Source organism: Ruegeria sp. BH6, from assembly GCF_056538105.1.
Map to the genome: position 1 here is coordinate 1 of NZ_JBQFSR010000005.1, position 18,308 is coordinate 18,308.

Sequence of the window (18,308 nt, forward strand, 5' to 3'; positions counted from 1 at the left end):
AAATCTGACACTGACGCGGGATGGAGCAGCCCGGTAGCTCGTCAGGCTCATAACCTGAAGGTCGTAGGTTCAAATCCTACTCCCGCAACCACTTTTACCGAACAATGTGTCACACAAGCCGCCTCAGGGCGGCTTTGTTCATTTTGGGCCAACCCAATCATTGCTGCCAGGGCACCCTCCAGTTCGATCTGCACGCCATCCCGTTCATGTTGGACCGTAACACGTTCGATCAAGCCCCGGATAATCTCCAAGGCCCCTGTACGGATCGACGGATCCGATAGAGCCTGCGCCAGATCTGCGACCTTGGAGCGATAGAGTTCCGACAGGTTAGGGTGAAGGCGCACCGGGGGCGGTGCGGGTTCGGAGAGTTTTGCGTCCAGATCGGCGATCTGCGCTTCGAGATCTTCAAGCCTGGCCTGAAGACCTGGGGTGCGAATGCCTTCTGCAATCGCGTCATAAAACCCATTCAGTTTGCGCGCAGCTTTGACCCGCTCGGATTGCAGACGGGTCCGGGCTACCTCCGCTGTGCCTGCTTCTGCGTTGGCGGCTTCGCTGAAGGACTTGATAAAAGCGGCCACGGCATCGGGCTGCATCAGACGCTGACGAAGCAAATCCAGAACGGCGTCTTCCAGGACATTGCGGCGAATGGATTGCTTATGGGAACAAGTACCGAGTTTGCGGGCGGCAGAGCAGGCGAGGTAGTCGCGCCCGACAGTGGCGAGTGGCCCTCCGCAGGTGCCGCAGAATGCAAGACCTGTCAGAAGGTGCTTCTTGCGACGCTTCTCCCAAAACTTGGTTTCCTTGATGGCTTTGACGCGGGGATCAGCCTCGATCTCGCCTTGCCGCTGCTTGACTGCCTCCCAAAGTTCATCCCCGACGATCCGCAGCTCAGGGACCTCCGCGATGAACCATTTGGACGGATCGTTGAGACGGGAAACACGTCTGCCGGTCTCCGGGTCCTTGATGTAGCGCAGCCGGTTCCAAACCAGGCGGCCGATATAGAGCTCATTGTTGAGAAGGCCCGTCCCACGCACTCGGTGCCCTCGAATGGCGGTGTCACGCCATAACTGGCCACGGGGACCGGGGACACCCTCGGTGTTCAGGCGGCGCGCAATGGCTTTCGGGGAATGCCCTTCGGTGAAGTCATGTAATACCCGCCGGATAATCGCAGCTTCCGCTGCGTTGATCATTCGTTCTCCCGTGACGGGTTGGCCGTCGGGCCCAAGACGCCGGACGACGTCGTAACCATAGCTGTTGCCGCCGCCGGAACGGCCAAGCTCGACCCTTCCGCGCAGGCCACGCCGGGTTTTTTCGGCCAGGTCTTTGAGGAACAGTTGGTTCATGGTGCCCTTGAGACCTACGTGCAGTTCGCTGATCTCACCTTCGGCCAGTGTCACGATGCCAACACCTGCAAAGTTCAGACGTTTGAAGATCGCGGCGATGTCTGCCTGGTCTCGGCTCAAGCGGTCCAGCGCTTCCGCCAAAATCAGATCAAACTGTCCTTCCTGTGTAGCATGGAACAGGGCTTGTAGACCGGGGCGCAACATGGAGGCGCCGGAGACCGCACGATCAGAATAGGCGTCAATAACAGTCCAACCTTCCCGCTCAGCACGTTCCCGGCACAGTCGCATTTGGTCATCGATGGATGCGTCTCTCTGCATTTGGCTGGAGAAACGGGCATAGATTGCAACTCGGGTCATCGCCGGGCCTTTCTCTTTAGGTCGATCAAAGCCGCGTAGTCGCGGCCCGCTTCAATTGTCTGGGCGTGGATGTAATGGCGCTCGGCGGTTCCGAAGCTCGTATGCGCTAGAATTGGTCGAATTAGCTTGGCGTGTTCTGGAGAAGAGCGGGCCAGGGTTGTCGCGGCAGCATCCCGAAAGAAATGCGGTGGAATACGGCGACCCGTCAGCTTCAGTGTCTGCTCCGCGATCCGGGGGCTCAGCGCGTCTTTCTTCAAAGGAGTGCCAGACCGGCCAACCCACAGAACATTGTGATGCTGTTGGCCACGCTCCATAAAAAAGGGACGGGCTTCGTTGACATAACGGCGCAAGAGCGGCTCAACGCTCTGGGGAACATCAGCTTCCCAGGGATGCCCTGATTTGGTGAGATCCCCGGGGAGCGCGACGGTCATCGTGTCTGCTGCGACATACAGGGATGTGCCAATCCGAAGGCCCGCGAAGGCGCGTCGCCGCATCGGCATCAGGGCCAACATCGCTATCATGGTGCCATCCCGCAGGCACATCATACTGCGTAGCGGTGTTGGCGCCGCTTCTGCATGGCCCGTCGCCAGAATCAGCCCTGCACGGAATAGAACCTCGCTGGACAACACACGCCCAAGTTTGCGATCCCGATCACCCCGACCCGCAGCGCGCTTCAATCCCGCTTTCAACTTCCGCTGAGCGGACCAGTCCTGCGTCGGGTCAGCTGCAGAGAGGATACGCAACACGCCATCAATGAACATCAACCGTGTCATCGGCCGGGTGCGTGAGAGGTCCCTAAGCCAAGCGGAAAGGCGCGGCAGGGTCCCGCGTCGAGCCGGAGGCAATGTGATCGCCTCCGCATCACTAGTGATCAGCCATTGCAGCCATCGGGCATAGCGAAGTTCCAGCGTCTTCAATGAGGTTGCGCGCAGATGAGCGAGGGCGCCGCAATCGTCGAGCGGTCCGGCCGCCTTCTGAAGCCTGTCCCACATATCCCGGTCGGACGCGGGCCAATTGGCGATAGGCAGAACCAGGCTCATTTGCGGCACCCTTTCTTCGTGTCTATCAGGTCCGCGAAGGCACGCGTTGCCGAACGTGCCTCAAGACCGGAGTACATGTTGATGGTGTGGCTGACCTCCGAATGTCCGAGCAACCGGCGCGCGACCTCATAGCCGCCGGGATTGGCGTCGAGCCAGTTCATCACCGCAAAATGTCGAAACAGGTGGGCATTCATCTCCAGCCCCGTTTCTTTCCGGATCCGTTTGGAAATGCGCGCAGACAGAACGCCGGGATCAACCGAATGCTGACCATCCCTCCGGGGAAACAGCCAAGGCGTTCCCGCGGGGCAGAGTTCCGGACAGCGAGATTTGAGATGTACGTCGATCATGCGCAATAAATCACGCGGGATCTCGAACTCGACAGGTCGCTCATTTTTTGTCTCGCCGTCTTCCAGAACCAGGTAGGCTCGGCCATCACCGGGACGGTGCAGGTGGCTTTCCAGGTGGATGTCAGCCAGGTTCTTCACGCGAACTGGGCAGACCAGCAAGATGGCGATGGCGAGCGCATCTTCGCGTGCCAGAGTCCAGCCATACGGTTTGGACGTGCCGCGTGGTCGCGCGAAAATTCGTTCAGGCAGAAGCAGCAGGCGCTGCTGATGCCGGTCCTCCTGCAACACCCGCAGCCGGCTTCGGTTTTTTTGGGTCATGCCATTCTGAGGTTTGACGGCCAGGCGCGCGGCAAGCCCCGACAGCCCGTCCCGGGTGTCATCGGGTGCATTGAGTATCCGGGCTAGGTTGCGGAGCAGCGCGGCGATCTCGCTGATCATCTTTGTGGTCTGGTTGTTGGTGCGCGATAACATCTGGCGCAAACCCCGTTCAGCCATCGTCGGATTGATCAGGACGTCCAATCCGCCAATGTGGCAAATTGGGATGCCAGAATGAACCAGTTCGGAGGCAAACCGAACCAACTGTCTTTTGTATTGAGACAGGGTCGCGGATCGGAGTGCTCTGTTCTGACCGTCATCTGCCAGCGGGTCCGGATTGGACAGACGATGCATCAGCTTTGCAAGAGCAGTTTGGAATGGCGCTGGAAACGCGGTCACCGGAAATGCAATGACCTTCCGACGCGATTCCAGAGGCAGGATGGCCTTGGGCCATTGTGAAATACGTCGAGCCGCCAGGTTCCAGCCGTTGACCGCGGCACGATGTGCAACATCAGGAGATTTGCTGATCTCGTTATGCTCAAGCGCTACTCGATAGGCCCGAGCATGCTCTTTGCACACATTGGCAGGTTTGACGCCTTGCCGGTTCAGATAATGCACGAAGCGGCAGAGTGCGGGTTGCAATGTCTTGTCACCGGACGCAAGTACATCCGTCCAGAGCGTGCGCCAATCGGGAGACAGATCATCGATCCGGTTGTATCGCCGTTCCACCAGCCCGAAATGCGCGAGCGCCGCCCGTGCATCACTGACCGCATTTTGCCAGCTCTTTGGTGTCAGACCAAGCGCAGCCGGTGAGACATTGGCTAAACGGGGCTGCAACCAGCGGCTGTCGCAGGGTACATCCTCTGGAGGTAATCCAAGAGCTTTGGACGTACGGCTCAGGCCGGAGATCATATCTCTGCGGCGTCCGTCTGTCAGAGAGCTATCGGAGCGCAGTTGGTCTATGAGCTGGGCAAACATCGGTGTGTCGGCTTTGACGAAGGCTAATGTCAATGGAACGGGGCTCTGGCTAGTCATCGGGTTTACGTTCCTTTGGACATGTCAGGTCTCGGGTGGACGGGTGTGGACAGGAGGTCCGATTCGGGAAAAGCGTAGCACAAAAAGTTAGAAACTTACGGGCTGGCCTTCTTCCCGAAATGCACATAACGCATTGACATAAATGGACATTAATAGACGTGAGTTCCTACCAGCAATGTGTCTGCCGGTAGGCGGCATGAGCTGCCGGATCAATGCGGATGAGGCGTCCGCCGGGGCCCACCCGAATAACCTCAAGCAGGCCTGCCGCAATCGCACGGCGTACCGTCTTCTCCGAGCAATTGTCCAGTTCAGCGACGTCCTTCACCGTCAAAAGCTTGCGGGGTCGGCTCTTCTTGGCATTGATCTGTGGCATCCTGATGCGCCTCCTTTTGGTCAGAGGCGTTCCGGCCCAGTTCCCGTACTGCCTGGGCAGCCAGCAATCGGACCAACTGGTCAATCGCTGTCTCAACCTGCCGGTGCGCATGGTCGTCAGAAGGGGGTATGGCAGGAACGCGTGTCATGCCATGACCATGACAACGCGGGCTTGCTCCTTCTAAGTGTATTGATTGGCCAATTCCGGCGGCGCCCAACGCTCTTTCTCTTCACGCTCAAGCTTGCCGCGAAAATCGTCTATATCCACGCGGATCGTCTCACCGCTCAGGATTTGCCCCGGCTCGGTGATCATCTTCACGACAGCCTGGATAAAGTTGACGAGCGGACCTTGCCGTTGTCCTCCGGGGCGCCCGTCTGAGTATGTTGTATAGGTCAGAGGGCGACCGGCATCTTTCCAGATGTAACAGCAGCTCTCGACGATGTACTGACGGCGTTTGTCGCGCGAGAACCGCTTGTCTCGGGGCGACATCTCTGCAACTGCGCCGGGGGTCACAAGGATGTGCCGAATGTCATCTATGACATCCTGAGTAAGTGTCGTTGCGGTCTCAAGCTTGTCGAGGACTTGGTCAAGAAGGTCTCCATCTTCTGGCGTCGCCGCGAAATAAGTCGAAAGCGAGCCCAATGCGTTCCGGAGTTCTTGGGGACCAATGGAACTCTGTTTTGCTTTCCGCAAAAGTTGCTTGAGGTGCTTTTGACCTCGTTCAATCGCTTGCGAGCGTCGGACCTCAGTCAGATTGATTGCGATGTCGTCGTCGTTATTGAGGCAGTTCCCAAGAAACACAGAGAGTTCGCGTACGAGCTTAGTCGGCAGGTCAAACTGTTCAGCCAAGCTCCCGATCATGTCCTTGGAAAGAGCGCCGCGTTCTCCATAACAGCCAAGCTTCCACGACATCGAGCTTTTGATCCCATCCATGTGCGGATAGATGGAATAGTCACCTTCAGTATCTGTAACGTCTCGATTGCCCTTCAGACCGCTGTCCGCGTTAGCGCTCATGTTGTTCTCCGTTTGGCACATTCTAGGGTCTGGTCGCACATCCAAAAGCTTACGTGTATCAAGGCAGTACCGATTGCTGAGGAAGCTTGCCGGTTGAAGCAAGTCGACCCCTCCAAAAGTTGCACATAAACAATAGAACAGGAAGAGAACAGCTTGTGCTCCAGCTAATGCTTGATCGTCCAAGGCGGTTTTAACGCTATTTCGGTAGCAGACTGCACACCGCACTGTAGTGGATACATGCGCCTGCCGAGTGACCGGTCGCTTTGCCGCTAGAGCAGACATTGAACCCAATACACCGAATGACCGCACCGAGCCCTAAGTAGACCTTAGGGACCAGCACAGCATTCGTCGTGAACGGGCGGAAAATGGACCTTCGCTGCAGGATGGACTAATGTCCGCTTGCGGCTACCTAAAGTGACCTGCAATTGCAGGTCTGTGTGCTTTCACCACGCATTCCAAAGATCAAAGAGGAGCCGCAGCAACTGCAGACACAGACTTCGATGAATTAATCGCTATGCCGCAGCTTAGCTGAATGCGCGAGAACGGTACTGTGTCGGCGATTGTCCAAACCAGGTGCGGAACGCGCGCCGGAAGCTGTTGACCTCGGAGAAACCAAGATAAAAGGCGATTTGAGACAGGTTCAGGTCGTTTTCACTCAAGAGCATCTTTGCCCGACTAACTTGTTCGGACAGCGCGATCTCCTTGAACGTCACATCTTCGATCCGAAGCTGACGCTGCAATGTCCGAACCCCGACCCCAAGCGCCGCCGCGACATCGTCGACCGCGGCGCTGCCGTTGTTGAGTTGCATGCGAAGCGCTTGGCGTACCGTTTCGGCATGTGTGCGGGGCGGGCGGTTCAACCGCAACCTCTCTATGCCTGCAGCCGTCATTTGCACGCGTCCGCCTTCGTCAAGGCGGGTCGGCGTCTGAAGTTGCGACATCGGAATTGCGATCCCCGGAAAATCTGCATTGGCCCGGACTTCTGTGCCGAGCAATCGTGCAAATGCAACTTTCTGAAGCCTGTGCTCAGCCGGAAGTTCGACCCAATCTGGCACCCAGCTTGTCCCAAGGTAGGGACGCACAAGAGCGATTAGGATCGAAGGAATTTCCTGCTCAAGCAATTGAGCCCCGATGCTCTTTTCAAATTGCACCCCGAAACTGAATACCAGACAATTTCCGTCGGTTCGTGTGCGAATTTGGGTCCCTCGTTGGAGAAAGGGCAGCGCCCGGGCGGCCCGTTGAAGGGCGATGTCCAACCGAGAAGCCCCAAGCGCATAGCTCGAAAACGGATCAGGCCGGTTGAGAGAAGAGTAGGCAAAGTCTTTCGCCATGATCGCCCCGAGATGGCGCTCTCCAATTTTGCCGGAAATCGTTTCCAGAAGCTGTGCATGATACCGTATCGGCAGCGGAACCGGAGGGCCTTCAAGCACCGTGCGGGTTAACCCAACATCTTTGAGCGCACGTTCAACGAGCCTTGGGGACGCCATCTGGTCCAGGGCGTCGAGTGTCGGGAGTAAACCCCTTGAGTTCTGCATCGGGTCGCGCACGCGCTCACTATGTCGTCGATTGATCACTTTGAGAAGTGTTTGGCCCATCCCAACGCCATTCTTGGCCGCCTACCTGAGGAATGAGCCAAACAAAGCGACCGAAATTGGAACGGTCGCGCTCTTACCATCAAAGGAGATTGAAATGAAAACGGTATCCTCTTTCCTTGCCATCGTTGCCGCCGCAGGCCTTGCCGTGCCTGCTTTTGCGGAGGCCCCGGTGACGGTGAATGTGACCAATTTTGTGCGAGCTGAGACCGACATGTATCATCAGCGCATTGTCGATCTGGGTGGCTTTGGTGGGTTGATGCATATCCGCGAACCGGTACCACTGGATGCGCAGGATGTGATCCGGATGAACCGCGATACACTTTATTCCGGCGTCGTGATCGATCTGACCGAGCCCGCCTCGATTGTGCTGCCAGACTCCGAAGGACGCTTTATGTCCATGCTAATTCTCAACCAGGATCACTATGTGGTAGGCGTTGTTCATGACGCGGGCACCTATCATTTCACTGAAAAGGAGGTTGGCACGCGTTATATGTCTGTCCTGTTCAGGACGTTCGCGGACGAGAATGACCCATCAGACATTGCCGAGGCCAACGCGCTTCAGGACGCCATTGAAGTATATCAGTCTAACGCCGGACACTTTGAGGTACCAAACTGGGACGCCGCCTCCCGTGATTTGACACGCGAACTGCTGCTTCCGTTGGCGCAAGGGCTCAGTGGTAACACGTTTGAGGTGTTTGGGACGGCCGACGCCGTAAATCCAATCTCGCATTTGGTCGGCGCGGCGGCCGGATGGGGCGGCAACCCACCTGCGGCGGCGGTTTATGACATCAAGTTCCCGGATCGGAACGATGGCAGCATTCCCCACACCCTGACTGTCGGCGACGTCCCTGTAGACGGTTTCTGGTCGGTCACAGTCTATGATGCGAGCGGTTACATGGTACCCAACGACGCAGGGGCCTATTCGGTCAACAACGTGACTTCCGTTCCCAATGAGGACGGCACCGTGACCATACATTTCGGAGATTGTGAGGATGGTCGGGTGAACTGTTTGCCGATCATGGACGGGTGGAACTACGTCGTGCGCCTATATCAGCCGGGTCCAGAGATCCTTGAAGATGGCTGGGCCTTCCCGATTGCCCTGCCGATTGATCAGACATCCTGATCAACGCTTCGCGCTATTGCCTCGGTCGGCGATTGTCCGACCGGGGCTTTGTTTTGCCACCTGCCTCCCTTGGTTTGCACATCACAGGTCTGCTTCAAGACAAAAGCCCTAAGCAGACGCCGTTTTGTCGTCAAATGATCACTTTCGGGGGTCGCAAGGTGCAAGGCGCGAAATTACCTCAGTTTCATCAAAGACAAACACGGACACCTAAAACGTAGGAGATTGAAATGAAACGTCGTTCCGTTCTGAAAACTGCCCTGACAACTGCTCTTATTGCAGCGCTTTCGGTACCGGCCCTTGCCGCTGAACCCCCTGTGAAAACCGCGACCGATGGCTTGCCGTTGGCAGAGCGCACGGTGCCTGTCCCAGTGGGCGTATCCCCAGAATTGGCTGAGTTGATTGGCTCGCGCGAGATCGTAGGAATGCCGGCGGTTCCGGAGACACTGGAAGAGTGGCTGTCTTTCCAAGCCCAATTTGATGCAGCGTCTGCGCAAGGGGCCGAGGCGATGTTGGCCAAAACCGGAGCCAATTTCAGTGTTGGTAAGATCGCGGGTGTTACGACATATCTCGTCACGCCTGAGGAAATCGACCCGCGTTGGGCCGACACCGTTTTTGTCCATGTGCATGGCGGCGCTTTCGTGTTCAACGGCGGCAAAGCGGCAATCATGGAGGCCGCTTGGTTGGCAAATGGGCTGGGTGTGGAGGTGATCTCTGTAGATTACCGTCGCCCGCCCCTACACCCGTTTCCGGCAGCAACCGATGACGTGATTGCGGTTTGGGGCGAGATCACTCAGAACTATGATCCAGCCAAAATCGCCATGTTTGGGACATCGGCGGGCGGCAACCTGACGCTTTCTACAAATCTGCAACTGCGGGACGCAGGTCTGCCGGTGCCGGGTGCGATCATGGCTGGCACGCCCGCCACCGATCTTGCCAATGTGTCTGACAGCTGGACAACCCTCGAAGGTCTTGATCCGCTTGGCCAGCATGAGGGCGTAATCGCGGGCACTTTTGAGCTGTATGCGGGCGGCAAAAACGCCGACGATCCGTATCTCTCTCCGGTCTATGGCGACCTTAAGGGGATGCCGCCTGCAATCTTCCTTAGCGGCACGCGGGATCTGTTGCTCAGCGATACAGTGCGGATGCACCGCGCCATGCGGGATGCGGATGTAGCCGCCGAACTGCACGTCTACGACGGTCAGGCGCACGGCGACTACATCGCAGGTTTCATGGTCGATGCCCCGGAATCGCAGGATGCTTTGCGCGAGCTGAACGCCTTCTTTGACCTTCATCTGAAGTAAGCCCACGGCCCAAGGCAATCGACAAAGTTGCCTTGGGCACCCATCCCGGATTTTTTTCAAAGGTGCGCATATGCCCAGTTTCAGCGCTCAAATTCACACTCTCAAATATCTCTTCATTGCTATTGCCGCGATCCAACTGGTGACCGCGGCGTCCGGCACAATTGTCGCCCTGTATTTCGCGGAAACCGGTGCTTCGCAGGAAATCGCCGCGCTTGCACCGGCGGCCTACTCGCTGGGGTTCCTGATTGGCTGCTTTTACATTGCTGGTTGGATCACCAGTATTGGCCACATCCGCGCCTTTTCGGCGGCCGCCGCTATTTGTACGGCTGCGGCTTTGCTCTTTTCGGTCACAGATCACGAGCCCACCCTTTTGTTTGTGCGGCTTATGACAGGCATCGCCACAGCCGGGCTGTTTGCCATCGGCGACGCTTGGATCAGCGAAACTGTGGATGGGACGTCGCGCGGGCGCCTGCTTGCGGTGTTTGCCATCATCCTGGGCCTGATGTCAGTGTTGAGCCAGGTTATCGTGATCGTGACTCCAGACGATTTGAACCAGTCTTTTGTGTTGGTGTCTTTGCTGTACTGTCTCGCCATCGTCGTGATTGCAGCCGCGCCAAGCACGCCACCGGAAGGCAAAGAGCGGGCCAATGTGCGTGTAAAAGCCCTTTTCATAGATGCCCCCACAGCTGCCTTTGGCGCGCTCGCTGTTGGCATAGTCTCCACGGTTTTCATGAATGTTGTGCCATATCGGGCGGCGACCATGGGCGTCGACGCCGTGGACGTAGCGATCGCAATGGGCGCGGTCTACGTCGGGCGTATCCTGTTTCTCTACCCGCTGGGGCTTGCCTCTGACCGGATGGACCGCCGGAAGGTCATTCTGGTCGCCTCCGCAGTGGCAACTTTCGCGCTTTTTATTTTCGCGTTCTTTTCCACCGGGGATGGTGTTCGCCATGCGAGCTTGGTGGGAACACCCCTCTACCGTCTCCTATTTGTCGGTCTGGTTCTGCTCGGTGGATCGATGCTCACGCTTTATGCGCTTTTGCTGGCGCATGCGATGGACCGGACCGTGCCCGTTTATGTAGCATCGAGTGCTGTAACCATGCTTTTTGTGTTCACCATTGGCGGCATTATCGGCCCACTCCTGACAAGCGTTGTCTCGGCTGTGTTTGGCGACCTGGCCATGAACTGGATGCTCGCCATCGTGATGGCCGCTTTCACAGCCTTGGTTGTTGTGCGGATCAAAACGGTCGCACCTGCAGCAAAAGCTGAACAAACCAACTTTAAGGCGGCAGAGACCAACAGTCTCAAATCTGCACCAACCCAGAAACGCTAAGGCAGGAGACCCAAAATGACTTTTTCTACTTCAAACATCCTGCGCGCGGAGAAAGCGACGGTACTGATCTGGTTGGTGTTTGTCGCATTGACCTTCGCCGGTGATCTGATCAAGCCCGCCGCCATGGGCTCTGGCATGTCCTGGCTGCTGCTGGGCGGTATCTTTGGCGTGATGTTGGCTGCGGTGTTTCGTGTGGTGCATCACGCGGAATGTCTGGCCGTCATCTTCGGTGAGCCTTATGGCACACTGATCCTGACGCTCTCGGTGATCGGCATCGAGGTGGCGCTTATCACAGCGGTTATGTTGACCGGGGACAACAACCCGACACTGGCGCGGGACACTATGTTCTCGGTGCTGATGATCGTGATGAACGGGCTGGTTGGATTGAGCCTCCTGATTGGCGGCCTGCGCCATGGGCTGCAAGTGTTCAACCTCTCGGGAGCCAATGCCTATCTCGTGGTCCTGCTTCCCGTCGCCATCGTAAGCCTTGTGCTGCCAAGCTTCACCACATCTGCACCCGGCGGTGGCCTCTCTGCCCTGCAAACAGTGTTTATGATCGGGATGTCGGTTGTGCTCTATGGCATTTTCCTCGTCTATCAGACCGCCGGCAAACCAGAAATCTTCCGCCAGCCCGCAGATGAACTGCCAACCACAGCAGGATCGGACGCGCACCATCTCGAAACCAAAAGTGTTGGCTTTCACGTGGTCTGGCTGGTTCTGGCAATGCTGCCACTGGTTCTGATGTCCAAAAAGCTCGCGCTGTTTGTCGACTTCAAACTTCTGGAATTTGGCGCGCCCGTTGCGCTTGGCGGTTTCCTCGTGGCTGCTATGATCCTGACCCCCGAAGCGCTGGCTGCTCTGGACGCAGCGCGCGCCAACAAGCTGCAACGGGCCGTCAACATCTGCCTTGGCTCAGCACTGGCCACAATCGGCCTGACAGTGCCCGCAGTTCTGATCGCTGCGCATTTTGTCGGCCTTCCGATTGAGCTCGGCTTGGGAGGCGCTGAGATCGTGCTACTGGCTCTGACCCTTGGGATCAGCATTCTGACCTTCGTAGGAACCCGCACAAATGCGCTTCAGGGCGTCGTGCATCTGGCCGCCTTTATGGCCTACGTGTTCCTGATTTTCGACGGGTCGTGACGGAGCCAAAACCTCTCTATCCATTTGGGAAGCCACGTTTCAGTGGCTTTCCAATCTCCTTCCCGCGAGCGACGCAAAAGCCGACATTGTCATTGGGTTGTGCCAACGACGGTTTTAGGCCGTATTCAACAGATTCCGGCAATCGGAATAATTTTGTAGCCTGTCAACTTCCCACGACTAAGTTTGCTTTGATGCCAGGTATCGCGTGGCAGCGGAAAACAACTCGGCCTGTGAACTTACGCCGAGCTTGGAATACGCATTGTGGCGGTGCACTTTGACAGTACCTTCGGTGATCCCGAGAAACGCTGAGGCAGAACCGGCTGAGTGGCCTTGCAAAATAAGGCGTACGACTTCGGCTTCTCTTGGGCTTAACCTGTCGGCTCCAAAGGTGGCCAACCGTTCCTCGACGTGATTTAGGGCTTCTTGTTGTTCTTCGGCACCCCTCAGGTTCCAGTTTCGGATCACTGCGGCAGACAAGGTCTTTCGGATGGAATTGATCTTCACGACATCTTCAGAGGTGAACCGGGGCTGACGTGCGCCTCGCGACAGGGATATTACTACCCAGTCTACGGTGTTTCGCCTGATCAAAACTCCCAACTCGTCGCTGATCCGAACCTTGCGATAAAAGGTCCGGTAGTACTCCGAGCGAAAGAACGCCTCATTAACCAAATCGGCCAGACGATAGGCGCCGGGTTCTTTTCCGGACCGACAGGCCTGCGAAAACGGGTCCAGCAGGTATGGGCCGGTTGCATAAAACTGAATTGATATGGCCGCCTGCACGTCATCGAGATCGTGATAGAGCGAAATAGGTGGTGCTTGATCCTGATAGCGCGTGAGGATCATCGATTCAAAGCGGACATGCAGTTCCAGCATTTTTCTCAGAGCTGTTGGGAAGAAGTCTGTTTCCAACCGTTCCAACAAGTTTGCATAGGCCTCATCCCACTTGGCTATTGAGATGTCGTTGCTGTTTGGATCCATTACCAAGTCCTATATCGAAAGATATATATCATGCCGTAAATTTACAGAAATGGCCATTGGAATCCATTGTTGATGTCAGTGCGCTCGCCCGGGGTGCTGACTGTGCCTCATCACCAAAGTCTCTCCGGACGGCGAAAATTCAGGGCGAGATCCTGCAACAAGGAGGACATACAATGAAACTGCATACTGGCGTTACGGTTGTTGCCTTTGCCTCACATATCGCAATTGCTTTTCCAGCTTCAGCCGAGGAACTCTCAATCTACAATTGGGCTGATTACTTCGGTGAAACGACGGTTTCTGATTATGAAAAGGAAACCGGCACGAATGTCAGCTTGGATTACTACGATTCAAACGAGGTTCTGGAAACCAAGTTGCTAACCGGCGCGTCAGGTTACGATGTAGTATTCCCCGCCGCGTCCAACGCGCAGCGTGAGTTTCAAGCAGGGGCGTTGCATCCGATCGACCCTTCACGTCTGATTAACTATGACAACCTTAACCCGGAAATCCTGGCTTCGCTCGACAATATACCCGGTGCCCGGCAATTGGGCGTACCATACACTTGGGGCACGGTTGGGCTTGCCTACAATCCGGCCATGATCAAAGAGCGGCTGGGCACGGAAGTCATCAAATCCTGGGATGTTCTATTTGATCCCCAGATCGCTGCCAAGCTTGCCGACTGTGGGATCGCCGTACTGGATTCACCAGTAGAAATGGTCTCGGTGGCGCTGAACTATCTCGGGGCAGATCCATACTCCGATGACCGAGCTGATCTCGACAAGGTTCAAGATCTCTTCGAAGCCGTCACGCCGTCCATTCGTTATTTTCACAACCAGAAAGCATCTACAGATTTGCCTGGTGGAGATGCTTGTTTGGCAGTGATGTACAGTGGTGACGCCGGTATCGCTCAGGCCCGCGCCATGGAGACGGATAACGGTATCGAAATCCTGTATTCAATTCCAACCGAGGGCACACTGATGTGGATTGATCTCATGTCCATTCCAGTGGATTCAACGCGGGCGGATGAGGCATATCGATTTATTGACTACATGCTACGACCCGAGGTCATCGCCGGGGTGTCCAACTACGTTTACTTTGCGAATGCTAATTCTGCGGCAGATACGTTCGTAGATGAAGCCGTTCTGGCCGACCCAGGGATCTACCCCGATGAGGCGACGCTCCAAAGGCTATTCCCCGATCTAAGTGTCGGCGCGAAAACGCTGCGCAATCGCAACCGTCTTTGGACAAATGTGAAATCCGGCACCTGAACCGTGCCAAGTCCGGCAAGGGCGGGAAAGCGATACAATTTCCCGCTACTCGGGCAGCAATCTTCAAAATCAACGGAGCCAACAATGGTGACTTCAACCGACCGCGCCTTTCTTGCGCAAAACGAAATGGGCATGGGATACGAGCCGACCTTTAGCGGAGCGACAAGCCTGTTCCGGCGGCAATATTCCCGCAATCTGGAAGGGGTGGATATGGTTGCATGGGGCGTTCCCTACGATCTCTCCGTAACCAATCGCCCGGGGTGCAGGTTCGGGCCGCGTGCCATCCGTGCTGTCTCGACCAACCTCGCTTGGGACGGTGGGCCGTGGCCCTGGGGGCTTGATCCCTTCGAAATCCTGAACATGGTTGATTTTGGTGATTGCGACATCGACCCGGGCTTTCCAGAGCAGATCGCGCAGCAAATTCAGGACCAAGCGCGGGAGATCCTTAAATCCGGTGCCTTTCTCTTGACGATGGGCGGAGATCACTCTGTCACCTATCCGATCCTGAAGGCACAGGCAGAACGCCATGGCCCTATCTCGCTAATCCAGATTGATGCCCATTCTGATACATGGGAAGAACACCCAAAGCGGATCGACCATGGCTCAATGTTCTACCATGCCACTGTCGAGGGGATCATATCCGCTGAGACGTCAGTGCAGGTAGGCATGCGCACGCTAAATGAAAAAACTCACGGGTTCACCGTGCTCGATGCAAACTGGGTTCACGAGAACGGGGTTGATGCAACGGTTGCGCGTATCAAAGAGGTAGTAGGAGACCAGCCTGCATATCTGACCTTCGACATTGACGCGCTTGATCCGGCCTTCGCGCCTGGAACCGGAACGCCAGTATGCGGAGGGTTATCTACCTATCAAGGACAGTCTTTAGTGCGCAAACTCGGAGGTATCAACCTTATTGGGGCCGATCTCGTCGAGGTCTCACCACCGTATGATCATGCCGAGATTACAGCTTTGGCCGGGGCATCGCTCTTGCTTGATATGGTTTGCTTAATAGCAAAGGCGCGCAAATAGAAAATAGTGAGATGGCTTGTGAGCGAAACCGCCGTTCATAATTCCTACGTTTACAGACCGGACCATTGAAAAATGGTAGAAGACGTAAACAGATAGTCGAAACTTTGACTGCGCTGCGGTAAATCGGTTTCTTTTTGGGAGGCGATAGATTTCGTGCACGTCTAATCCCGCTACAGGGAACTGCGGCGCAGCGCCGGTGACCTCGACAAACTTCCGCTTTGGGCCGTTGGCACCAATTGGCCATCCGAAGCCGACTGGCGGCTTCGTCCGCTTTGTGGACATCCGACAAATGTGCTCAGATGACCGCGTTGAGCCCTAAGTAGACGTTCATTCGGAATATCGGCGCTGCCACGCAGCCAACGACTGCTCGCCATCTTCATTGAGAACTAGCCCGATGTTTGTGCGCCGCAAATTGGGAGTTCCGGCTGCGGTTTTGACCTCAGAGTTGCACCGATTTCGCCGCAATAAAATGAACTCGAAAGGTTCCCAAGACTCGGGCGCGGAAGGACAGGGCAAGTCCGGCTCATGTCAAATATAATAGGTTTGATCTTCGGTCGCGAGAATGCCGCTGGTTCTCGGCACTTGAAGCAACACTGTCCAAAAGGTACTGATTGCAGCCAGCTTAGAAAATAGGGATGGTCACAGTGGAAACATTCCGCATCTTCCACCACACTCGATCAGTAGGTCGTAGAAACACACCAGCCAGATCGTTTGATGCGTCTATTGCCGTACACATTTTTGCATTGTTGCTGTCTTTGCTACTGGTCTCGATGCCGTTCTCGGTCGCATCCCAAACACAAGATCCCTCGACTCTAAGCGTGGAAGAATCGCCAGAAATTGTTAGAAATCAGACTTACATCGAGGCTGCGACCGAACCAGATGTCAGCAATGCTGATTTAAGGAAAATGTTAACGCCGCTAACGGCTGCGGAAATTTCACAGGTCACTCTAGGTTGGCAAAAAATCCTTCAGGAGAACGTACAAAGAGCCGTTGATATTCAACGTTCGCTCAAAGATTTGGACAGCAATGAAACGCAAATAGCGCGAGCACAACTCATTGAGCTGAATGACGAAAGAACCCGCATTCAAAGGAACTACTCCTCATCCTTGCAGGCCTGGACGAAGAAGGGAGGGTCAGCCGAGGAAACCAAACCGTACCGCGACTACCTTTCTGCTTTGGTGTCCGAACTCATTTACGTAACAGACAACTGGACACTAGTTGAAACCGCTTTCCGTTGGATGTTCTCGAGCAGTGGTGGCCTTGATTTCATAAAGAAGATTGGGATCGTATTGGTTTCGATTTGGGCGATCAGATTTTCTGCCCGCTTGCTGCGTCGAATGACCAAGAAAGCCTTGGATCGGCGGCGTGGGTTATCAGCGGCATTGAAAAAATCTGCTCCCCAAGCTGTTTACTGGGGAACATTTGCTGCCGGGCTGATGCTTCTTCTATCTGGACTGGGATTTTACCTCGCACCTATTTTGACTATCTTCGGCGGTCTGTCGATTGTCGTTGCGTTTGCGATGCAGGAGACTCTGGGGAATTTGGCGGCCGGCTTGATGATCATGCTGTTCAAGCCATTTGACTTCGGGGATTTCGTTGAAGTGTCAGGAGTTTCTGGCGAAGTTTATGGTATGAGCATCATATCAACAACCATTCGAACCTTTGATAACAAGTTCATAATTGTCCCGAACTCGACGGTTTGGGGGGACGTGATAACAAATGTGAACGCGGCTGAAACACGCCGTGTAGATATGGTGTTTCGAATTGGGTACGAGGATGATGTCGATAAGGCCAAGTCTATTCTGATGGAACTCTGCGCCAACCATGAAAAAGTACTAAAGACCCCCGCGCCAGCAGTTTTCATGGCCGCAATCGACGAGTCATCCGTGAACTTGAACTGTCGACCTTGGGTGGCAACCGCCGACTATTGGTCCGTATACTGGGACCTTATCGATAAAGGAAAGAAGGCCTTTGATGCGGAAGGCGTGTCCACACCGTTACCGCAAAAACAGGTTCATATTGTCGACAAGTCGCAGCAAGCTTCATAGCAACGGACAGAAACTTTATAACCCAAAGTACAAGTGCCTTTTGGTGAGCGCTAAAATTAGCCTAGATCCATAAGTGTCAAAGATCGGAACCACGAAAGTTATGATGGCTGCCAAGTGTACAACCCCTGCAGCGAGTTGGTACGGGTTCCCACAAAGGTGACTATGCTGATTGCCAGCGTCAGAGCGAGCAGAGCAATTTCGGCTGGTTCGAGGCCTAGTTCAATTGGAAGGCCAACCATTGTTGAAGCGACAAGGACCGCCGGCATAATCAAGCCGATGGTCGCGACGGCTGAACCAAAGCAGATATTTACGGCGCGTTGCAACTGGTTGACCCGGGCGAAATCCAGAGCCGCCAACACGTCATGCGTCAGGATCATGGCCGCGACCAGGAACCCGCCCAGCGCCACAGGCGCACCAAGCTCCGCGATTATAAAGTCAACATATACAGCCGGCATCTTGGACAGTAACACGATCGGGAGCATTGCCAGCAGTAGGCGGGCCACATGATGGCCAACACTTTTGGTCTCCAAATTTTGAACTGACGACCCGGCCGTTGTCGGAATAGCCAGCTCCCCGACTTCCTGACGCTTTTGTCCGGTCGACAGCAAAACCAAAACTAGGAATCTGGGCCAAATATCTGCGAAGCGTTTGGGCGGAGCAACCGCCGCTAGA

The 18,308-nt window shown here is 55.6% G+C and carries 15 protein-coding genes and 1 tRNA gene; 8 read left to right on the plus strand and 8 right to left on the minus strand.

The genetic code is table 11. The annotated features are described in order from the left end of the window. The first annotated feature begins 14 nt into the window (after positions 1 to 14). Positions 15 to 91 (plus strand) — tRNA-Met (locus ACR0B8_RS11910). Here ACR0B8_RS11910 and ACR0B8_RS11915 read toward each other — a convergent pair. The 6 genes from ACR0B8_RS11915 to ACR0B8_RS11940 all read right to left on the minus strand — a co-directional run bounded on the left by ACR0B8_RS11915 (position 48) and on the right by ACR0B8_RS11940 (position 7,419). Next, on the minus strand, positions 48 to 1,700 hold the full coding sequence (locus tag ACR0B8_RS11915; RefSeq protein WP_480658703.1) for a recombinase family protein: 1,653 nt from the start codon (positions 1,698 to 1,700) through the stop codon (positions 48 to 50). The two genes, ACR0B8_RS11910 and ACR0B8_RS11915, sit on opposite strands and share 44 nt — an antisense overlap. Next, complete coding sequence (locus tag ACR0B8_RS11920) at positions 1,697 to 2,740, minus strand: tyrosine-type recombinase/integrase (RefSeq protein WP_170782162.1); 1,044 nt, start codon at positions 2,738 to 2,740, stop codon at positions 1,697 to 1,699. Before ACR0B8_RS11920 ends, ACR0B8_RS11915 begins: the two co-directional genes overlap by 4 nt. Beyond that, positions 2,737 to 4,437 carry a site-specific integrase gene (locus tag ACR0B8_RS11925; RefSeq protein ID WP_226689267.1) on the minus strand — a complete coding sequence of 567 codons (1,701 nt, stop codon included), beginning with the start codon at positions 4,435 to 4,437 and terminating at the stop codon, positions 2,737 to 2,739. The genes ACR0B8_RS11920 and ACR0B8_RS11925 overlap by 4 nt, the downstream gene beginning before the upstream one ends. 166 nt (positions 4,438 to 4,603) lie before the next feature. Further along, positions 4,604 to 4,810 carry a helix-turn-helix domain-containing protein gene (locus tag ACR0B8_RS11930; protein WP_170782160.1) on the minus strand — a complete coding sequence of 69 codons (207 nt, stop codon included), beginning with the start codon at positions 4,808 to 4,810 and terminating at the stop codon, positions 4,604 to 4,606. Positions 4,811 to 4,990: 180 nt separating this feature from the next. Further along, positions 4,991 to 5,824: a hypothetical protein gene (locus ACR0B8_RS11935; RefSeq protein WP_226689268.1), complete on the minus strand. Its 834-nt coding sequence runs from the start codon at positions 5,822 to 5,824 to the stop codon at positions 4,991 to 4,993. Between the two features lie 524 nt (positions 5,825 to 6,348). Continuing rightward, the gene (locus ACR0B8_RS11940; protein ID WP_170507295.1) at positions 6,349 to 7,419 is read right to left on the minus strand and encodes an AraC family transcriptional regulator; all 1,071 of its coding nucleotides are present in this window, start codon (positions 7,417 to 7,419) and stop codon (positions 6,349 to 6,351) included. A gap of 94 nt (positions 7,420 to 7,513) precedes the next feature. On the opposite strand from ACR0B8_RS11940, the gene ACR0B8_RS11945 reads away from it, so the two are divergent. The 4 genes from ACR0B8_RS11945 (at position 7,514) to ACR0B8_RS11960 (ending at position 12,316) form a co-directional block, all read left to right on the plus strand. Beyond that, the gene (locus ACR0B8_RS11945; RefSeq protein ID WP_170507292.1) at positions 7,514 to 8,542 is read left to right on the plus strand and encodes a DUF1214 domain-containing protein; all 1,029 of its coding nucleotides are present in this window, start codon (positions 7,514 to 7,516) and stop codon (positions 8,540 to 8,542) included. 227 nt (positions 8,543 to 8,769) lie between these two features. Next, positions 8,770 to 9,843 (plus strand): alpha/beta hydrolase, encoded by a 1,074-nt coding sequence (locus ACR0B8_RS11950; protein WP_170507290.1) that lies wholly within the window; start codon positions 8,770 to 8,772, stop codon positions 9,841 to 9,843. Positions 9,844 to 9,913: 70 nt separating this feature from the next. Then, positions 9,914 to 11,176, plus strand: coding sequence for an MFS transporter (locus ACR0B8_RS11955; protein ID WP_226689269.1), 1,263 nt, complete (start codon positions 9,914 to 9,916; stop codon positions 11,174 to 11,176). A 15-nt stretch (positions 11,177 to 11,191) separates the two neighbouring features. Further along, positions 11,192 to 12,316, plus strand: a complete 1,125-nt coding sequence (locus tag ACR0B8_RS11960) for a calcium:cation antiporter (RefSeq protein WP_171724798.1) — start codon at positions 11,192 to 11,194, stop codon at positions 12,314 to 12,316. A 177-nt stretch (positions 12,317 to 12,493) separates the two neighbouring features. On the opposite strand, the gene ACR0B8_RS11965 is transcribed toward ACR0B8_RS11960, so the two are convergent. After that, entirely contained in the window at positions 12,494 to 13,294 is an 801-nt protein-coding gene (locus ACR0B8_RS11965; protein WP_226689270.1) for a helix-turn-helix transcriptional regulator, read from the minus strand. A gap of 173 nt (positions 13,295 to 13,467) precedes the next feature. Between ACR0B8_RS11965 and ACR0B8_RS11970 the strand changes: the two genes are divergently transcribed. The 3 genes from ACR0B8_RS11970 (at position 13,468) to ACR0B8_RS11980 (ending at position 17,636) form a co-directional block, all read left to right on the plus strand. Beyond that, positions 13,468 to 14,559 (plus strand): extracellular solute-binding protein, encoded by a 1,092-nt coding sequence (locus ACR0B8_RS11970; RefSeq protein WP_226689271.1) that lies wholly within the window; start codon positions 13,468 to 13,470, stop codon positions 14,557 to 14,559. Positions 14,560 to 14,643: 84 nt separating this feature from the next. Next, the gene (gene speB / locus ACR0B8_RS11975) at positions 14,644 to 15,588 is read left to right on the plus strand and encodes an agmatinase (protein ID WP_170782153.1); all 945 of its coding nucleotides are present in this window, start codon (positions 14,644 to 14,646) and stop codon (positions 15,586 to 15,588) included. A gap of 644 nt (positions 15,589 to 16,232) precedes the next feature. After that, the gene (locus tag ACR0B8_RS11980) at positions 16,233 to 17,636 is read left to right on the plus strand and encodes a mechanosensitive ion channel family protein (protein ID WP_226689272.1); all 1,404 of its coding nucleotides are present in this window, start codon (positions 16,233 to 16,235) and stop codon (positions 17,634 to 17,636) included. A 98-nt stretch (positions 17,637 to 17,734) separates the two neighbouring features. Here the strand turns inward: ACR0B8_RS11980 and ACR0B8_RS11985 are convergent, their stop codons facing one another. Beyond that, on the minus strand, positions 17,735 to 18,250 hold the full coding sequence (locus ACR0B8_RS11985; RefSeq protein ID WP_226689273.1) for a calcium:cation antiporter: 516 nt from the start codon (positions 18,248 to 18,250) through the stop codon (positions 17,735 to 17,737). Positions 18,251 to 18,308 lie beyond the last annotated feature (58 nt).

Excerpts from the sequence above, each read along its gene's own strand:
- ACR0B8_RS11915 (WP_480658703.1), bottom strand. The coding sequence starts at position 1,700 with ATGACCCGAGTTGCAATCTATGCCCGTTTCTCCAGCCAAATGCAGAGA.
- ACR0B8_RS11920 (WP_170782162.1), bottom strand. The coding sequence starts at position 2,740 with ATGAGCCTGGTTCTGCCTATCGCCAATTGGCCCGCGTCCGACCGGGAT.
- ACR0B8_RS11925 (WP_226689267.1), bottom strand. The coding sequence starts at position 4,437 with ATGACTAGCCAGAGCCCCGTTCCATTGACATTAGCCTTCGTCAAAGCC.
- ACR0B8_RS11930 (WP_170782160.1), bottom strand. The coding sequence starts at position 4,810 with ATGCCACAGATCAATGCCAAGAAGAGCCGACCCCGCAAGCTTTTGACG.
- ACR0B8_RS11935 (WP_226689268.1), bottom strand. The coding sequence starts at position 5,824 with ATGAGCGCTAACGCGGACAGCGGTCTGAAGGGCAATCGAGACGTTACA.
- ACR0B8_RS11940 (WP_170507295.1), bottom strand. The coding sequence starts at position 7,419 with ATGGGCCAAACACTTCTCAAAGTGATCAATCGACGACATAGTGAGCGC.
- ACR0B8_RS11945 (WP_170507292.1), top strand. The coding sequence starts at position 7,514 with ATGAAAACGGTATCCTCTTTCCTTGCCATCGTTGCCGCCGCAGGCCTT.
- ACR0B8_RS11950 (WP_170507290.1), top strand. The coding sequence starts at position 8,770 with ATGAAACGTCGTTCCGTTCTGAAAACTGCCCTGACAACTGCTCTTATT.
- ACR0B8_RS11955 (WP_226689269.1), top strand. The coding sequence starts at position 9,914 with ATGCCCAGTTTCAGCGCTCAAATTCACACTCTCAAATATCTCTTCATT.
- ACR0B8_RS11960 (WP_171724798.1), top strand. The coding sequence starts at position 11,192 with ATGACTTTTTCTACTTCAAACATCCTGCGCGCGGAGAAAGCGACGGTA.
- ACR0B8_RS11965 (WP_226689270.1), bottom strand. The coding sequence starts at position 13,294 with ATGGATCCAAACAGCAACGACATCTCAATAGCCAAGTGGGATGAGGCC.
- ACR0B8_RS11970 (WP_226689271.1), top strand. The coding sequence starts at position 13,468 with ATGAAACTGCATACTGGCGTTACGGTTGTTGCCTTTGCCTCACATATC.
- speB (WP_170782153.1), top strand. The coding sequence starts at position 14,644 with ATGGTGACTTCAACCGACCGCGCCTTTCTTGCGCAAAACGAAATGGGC.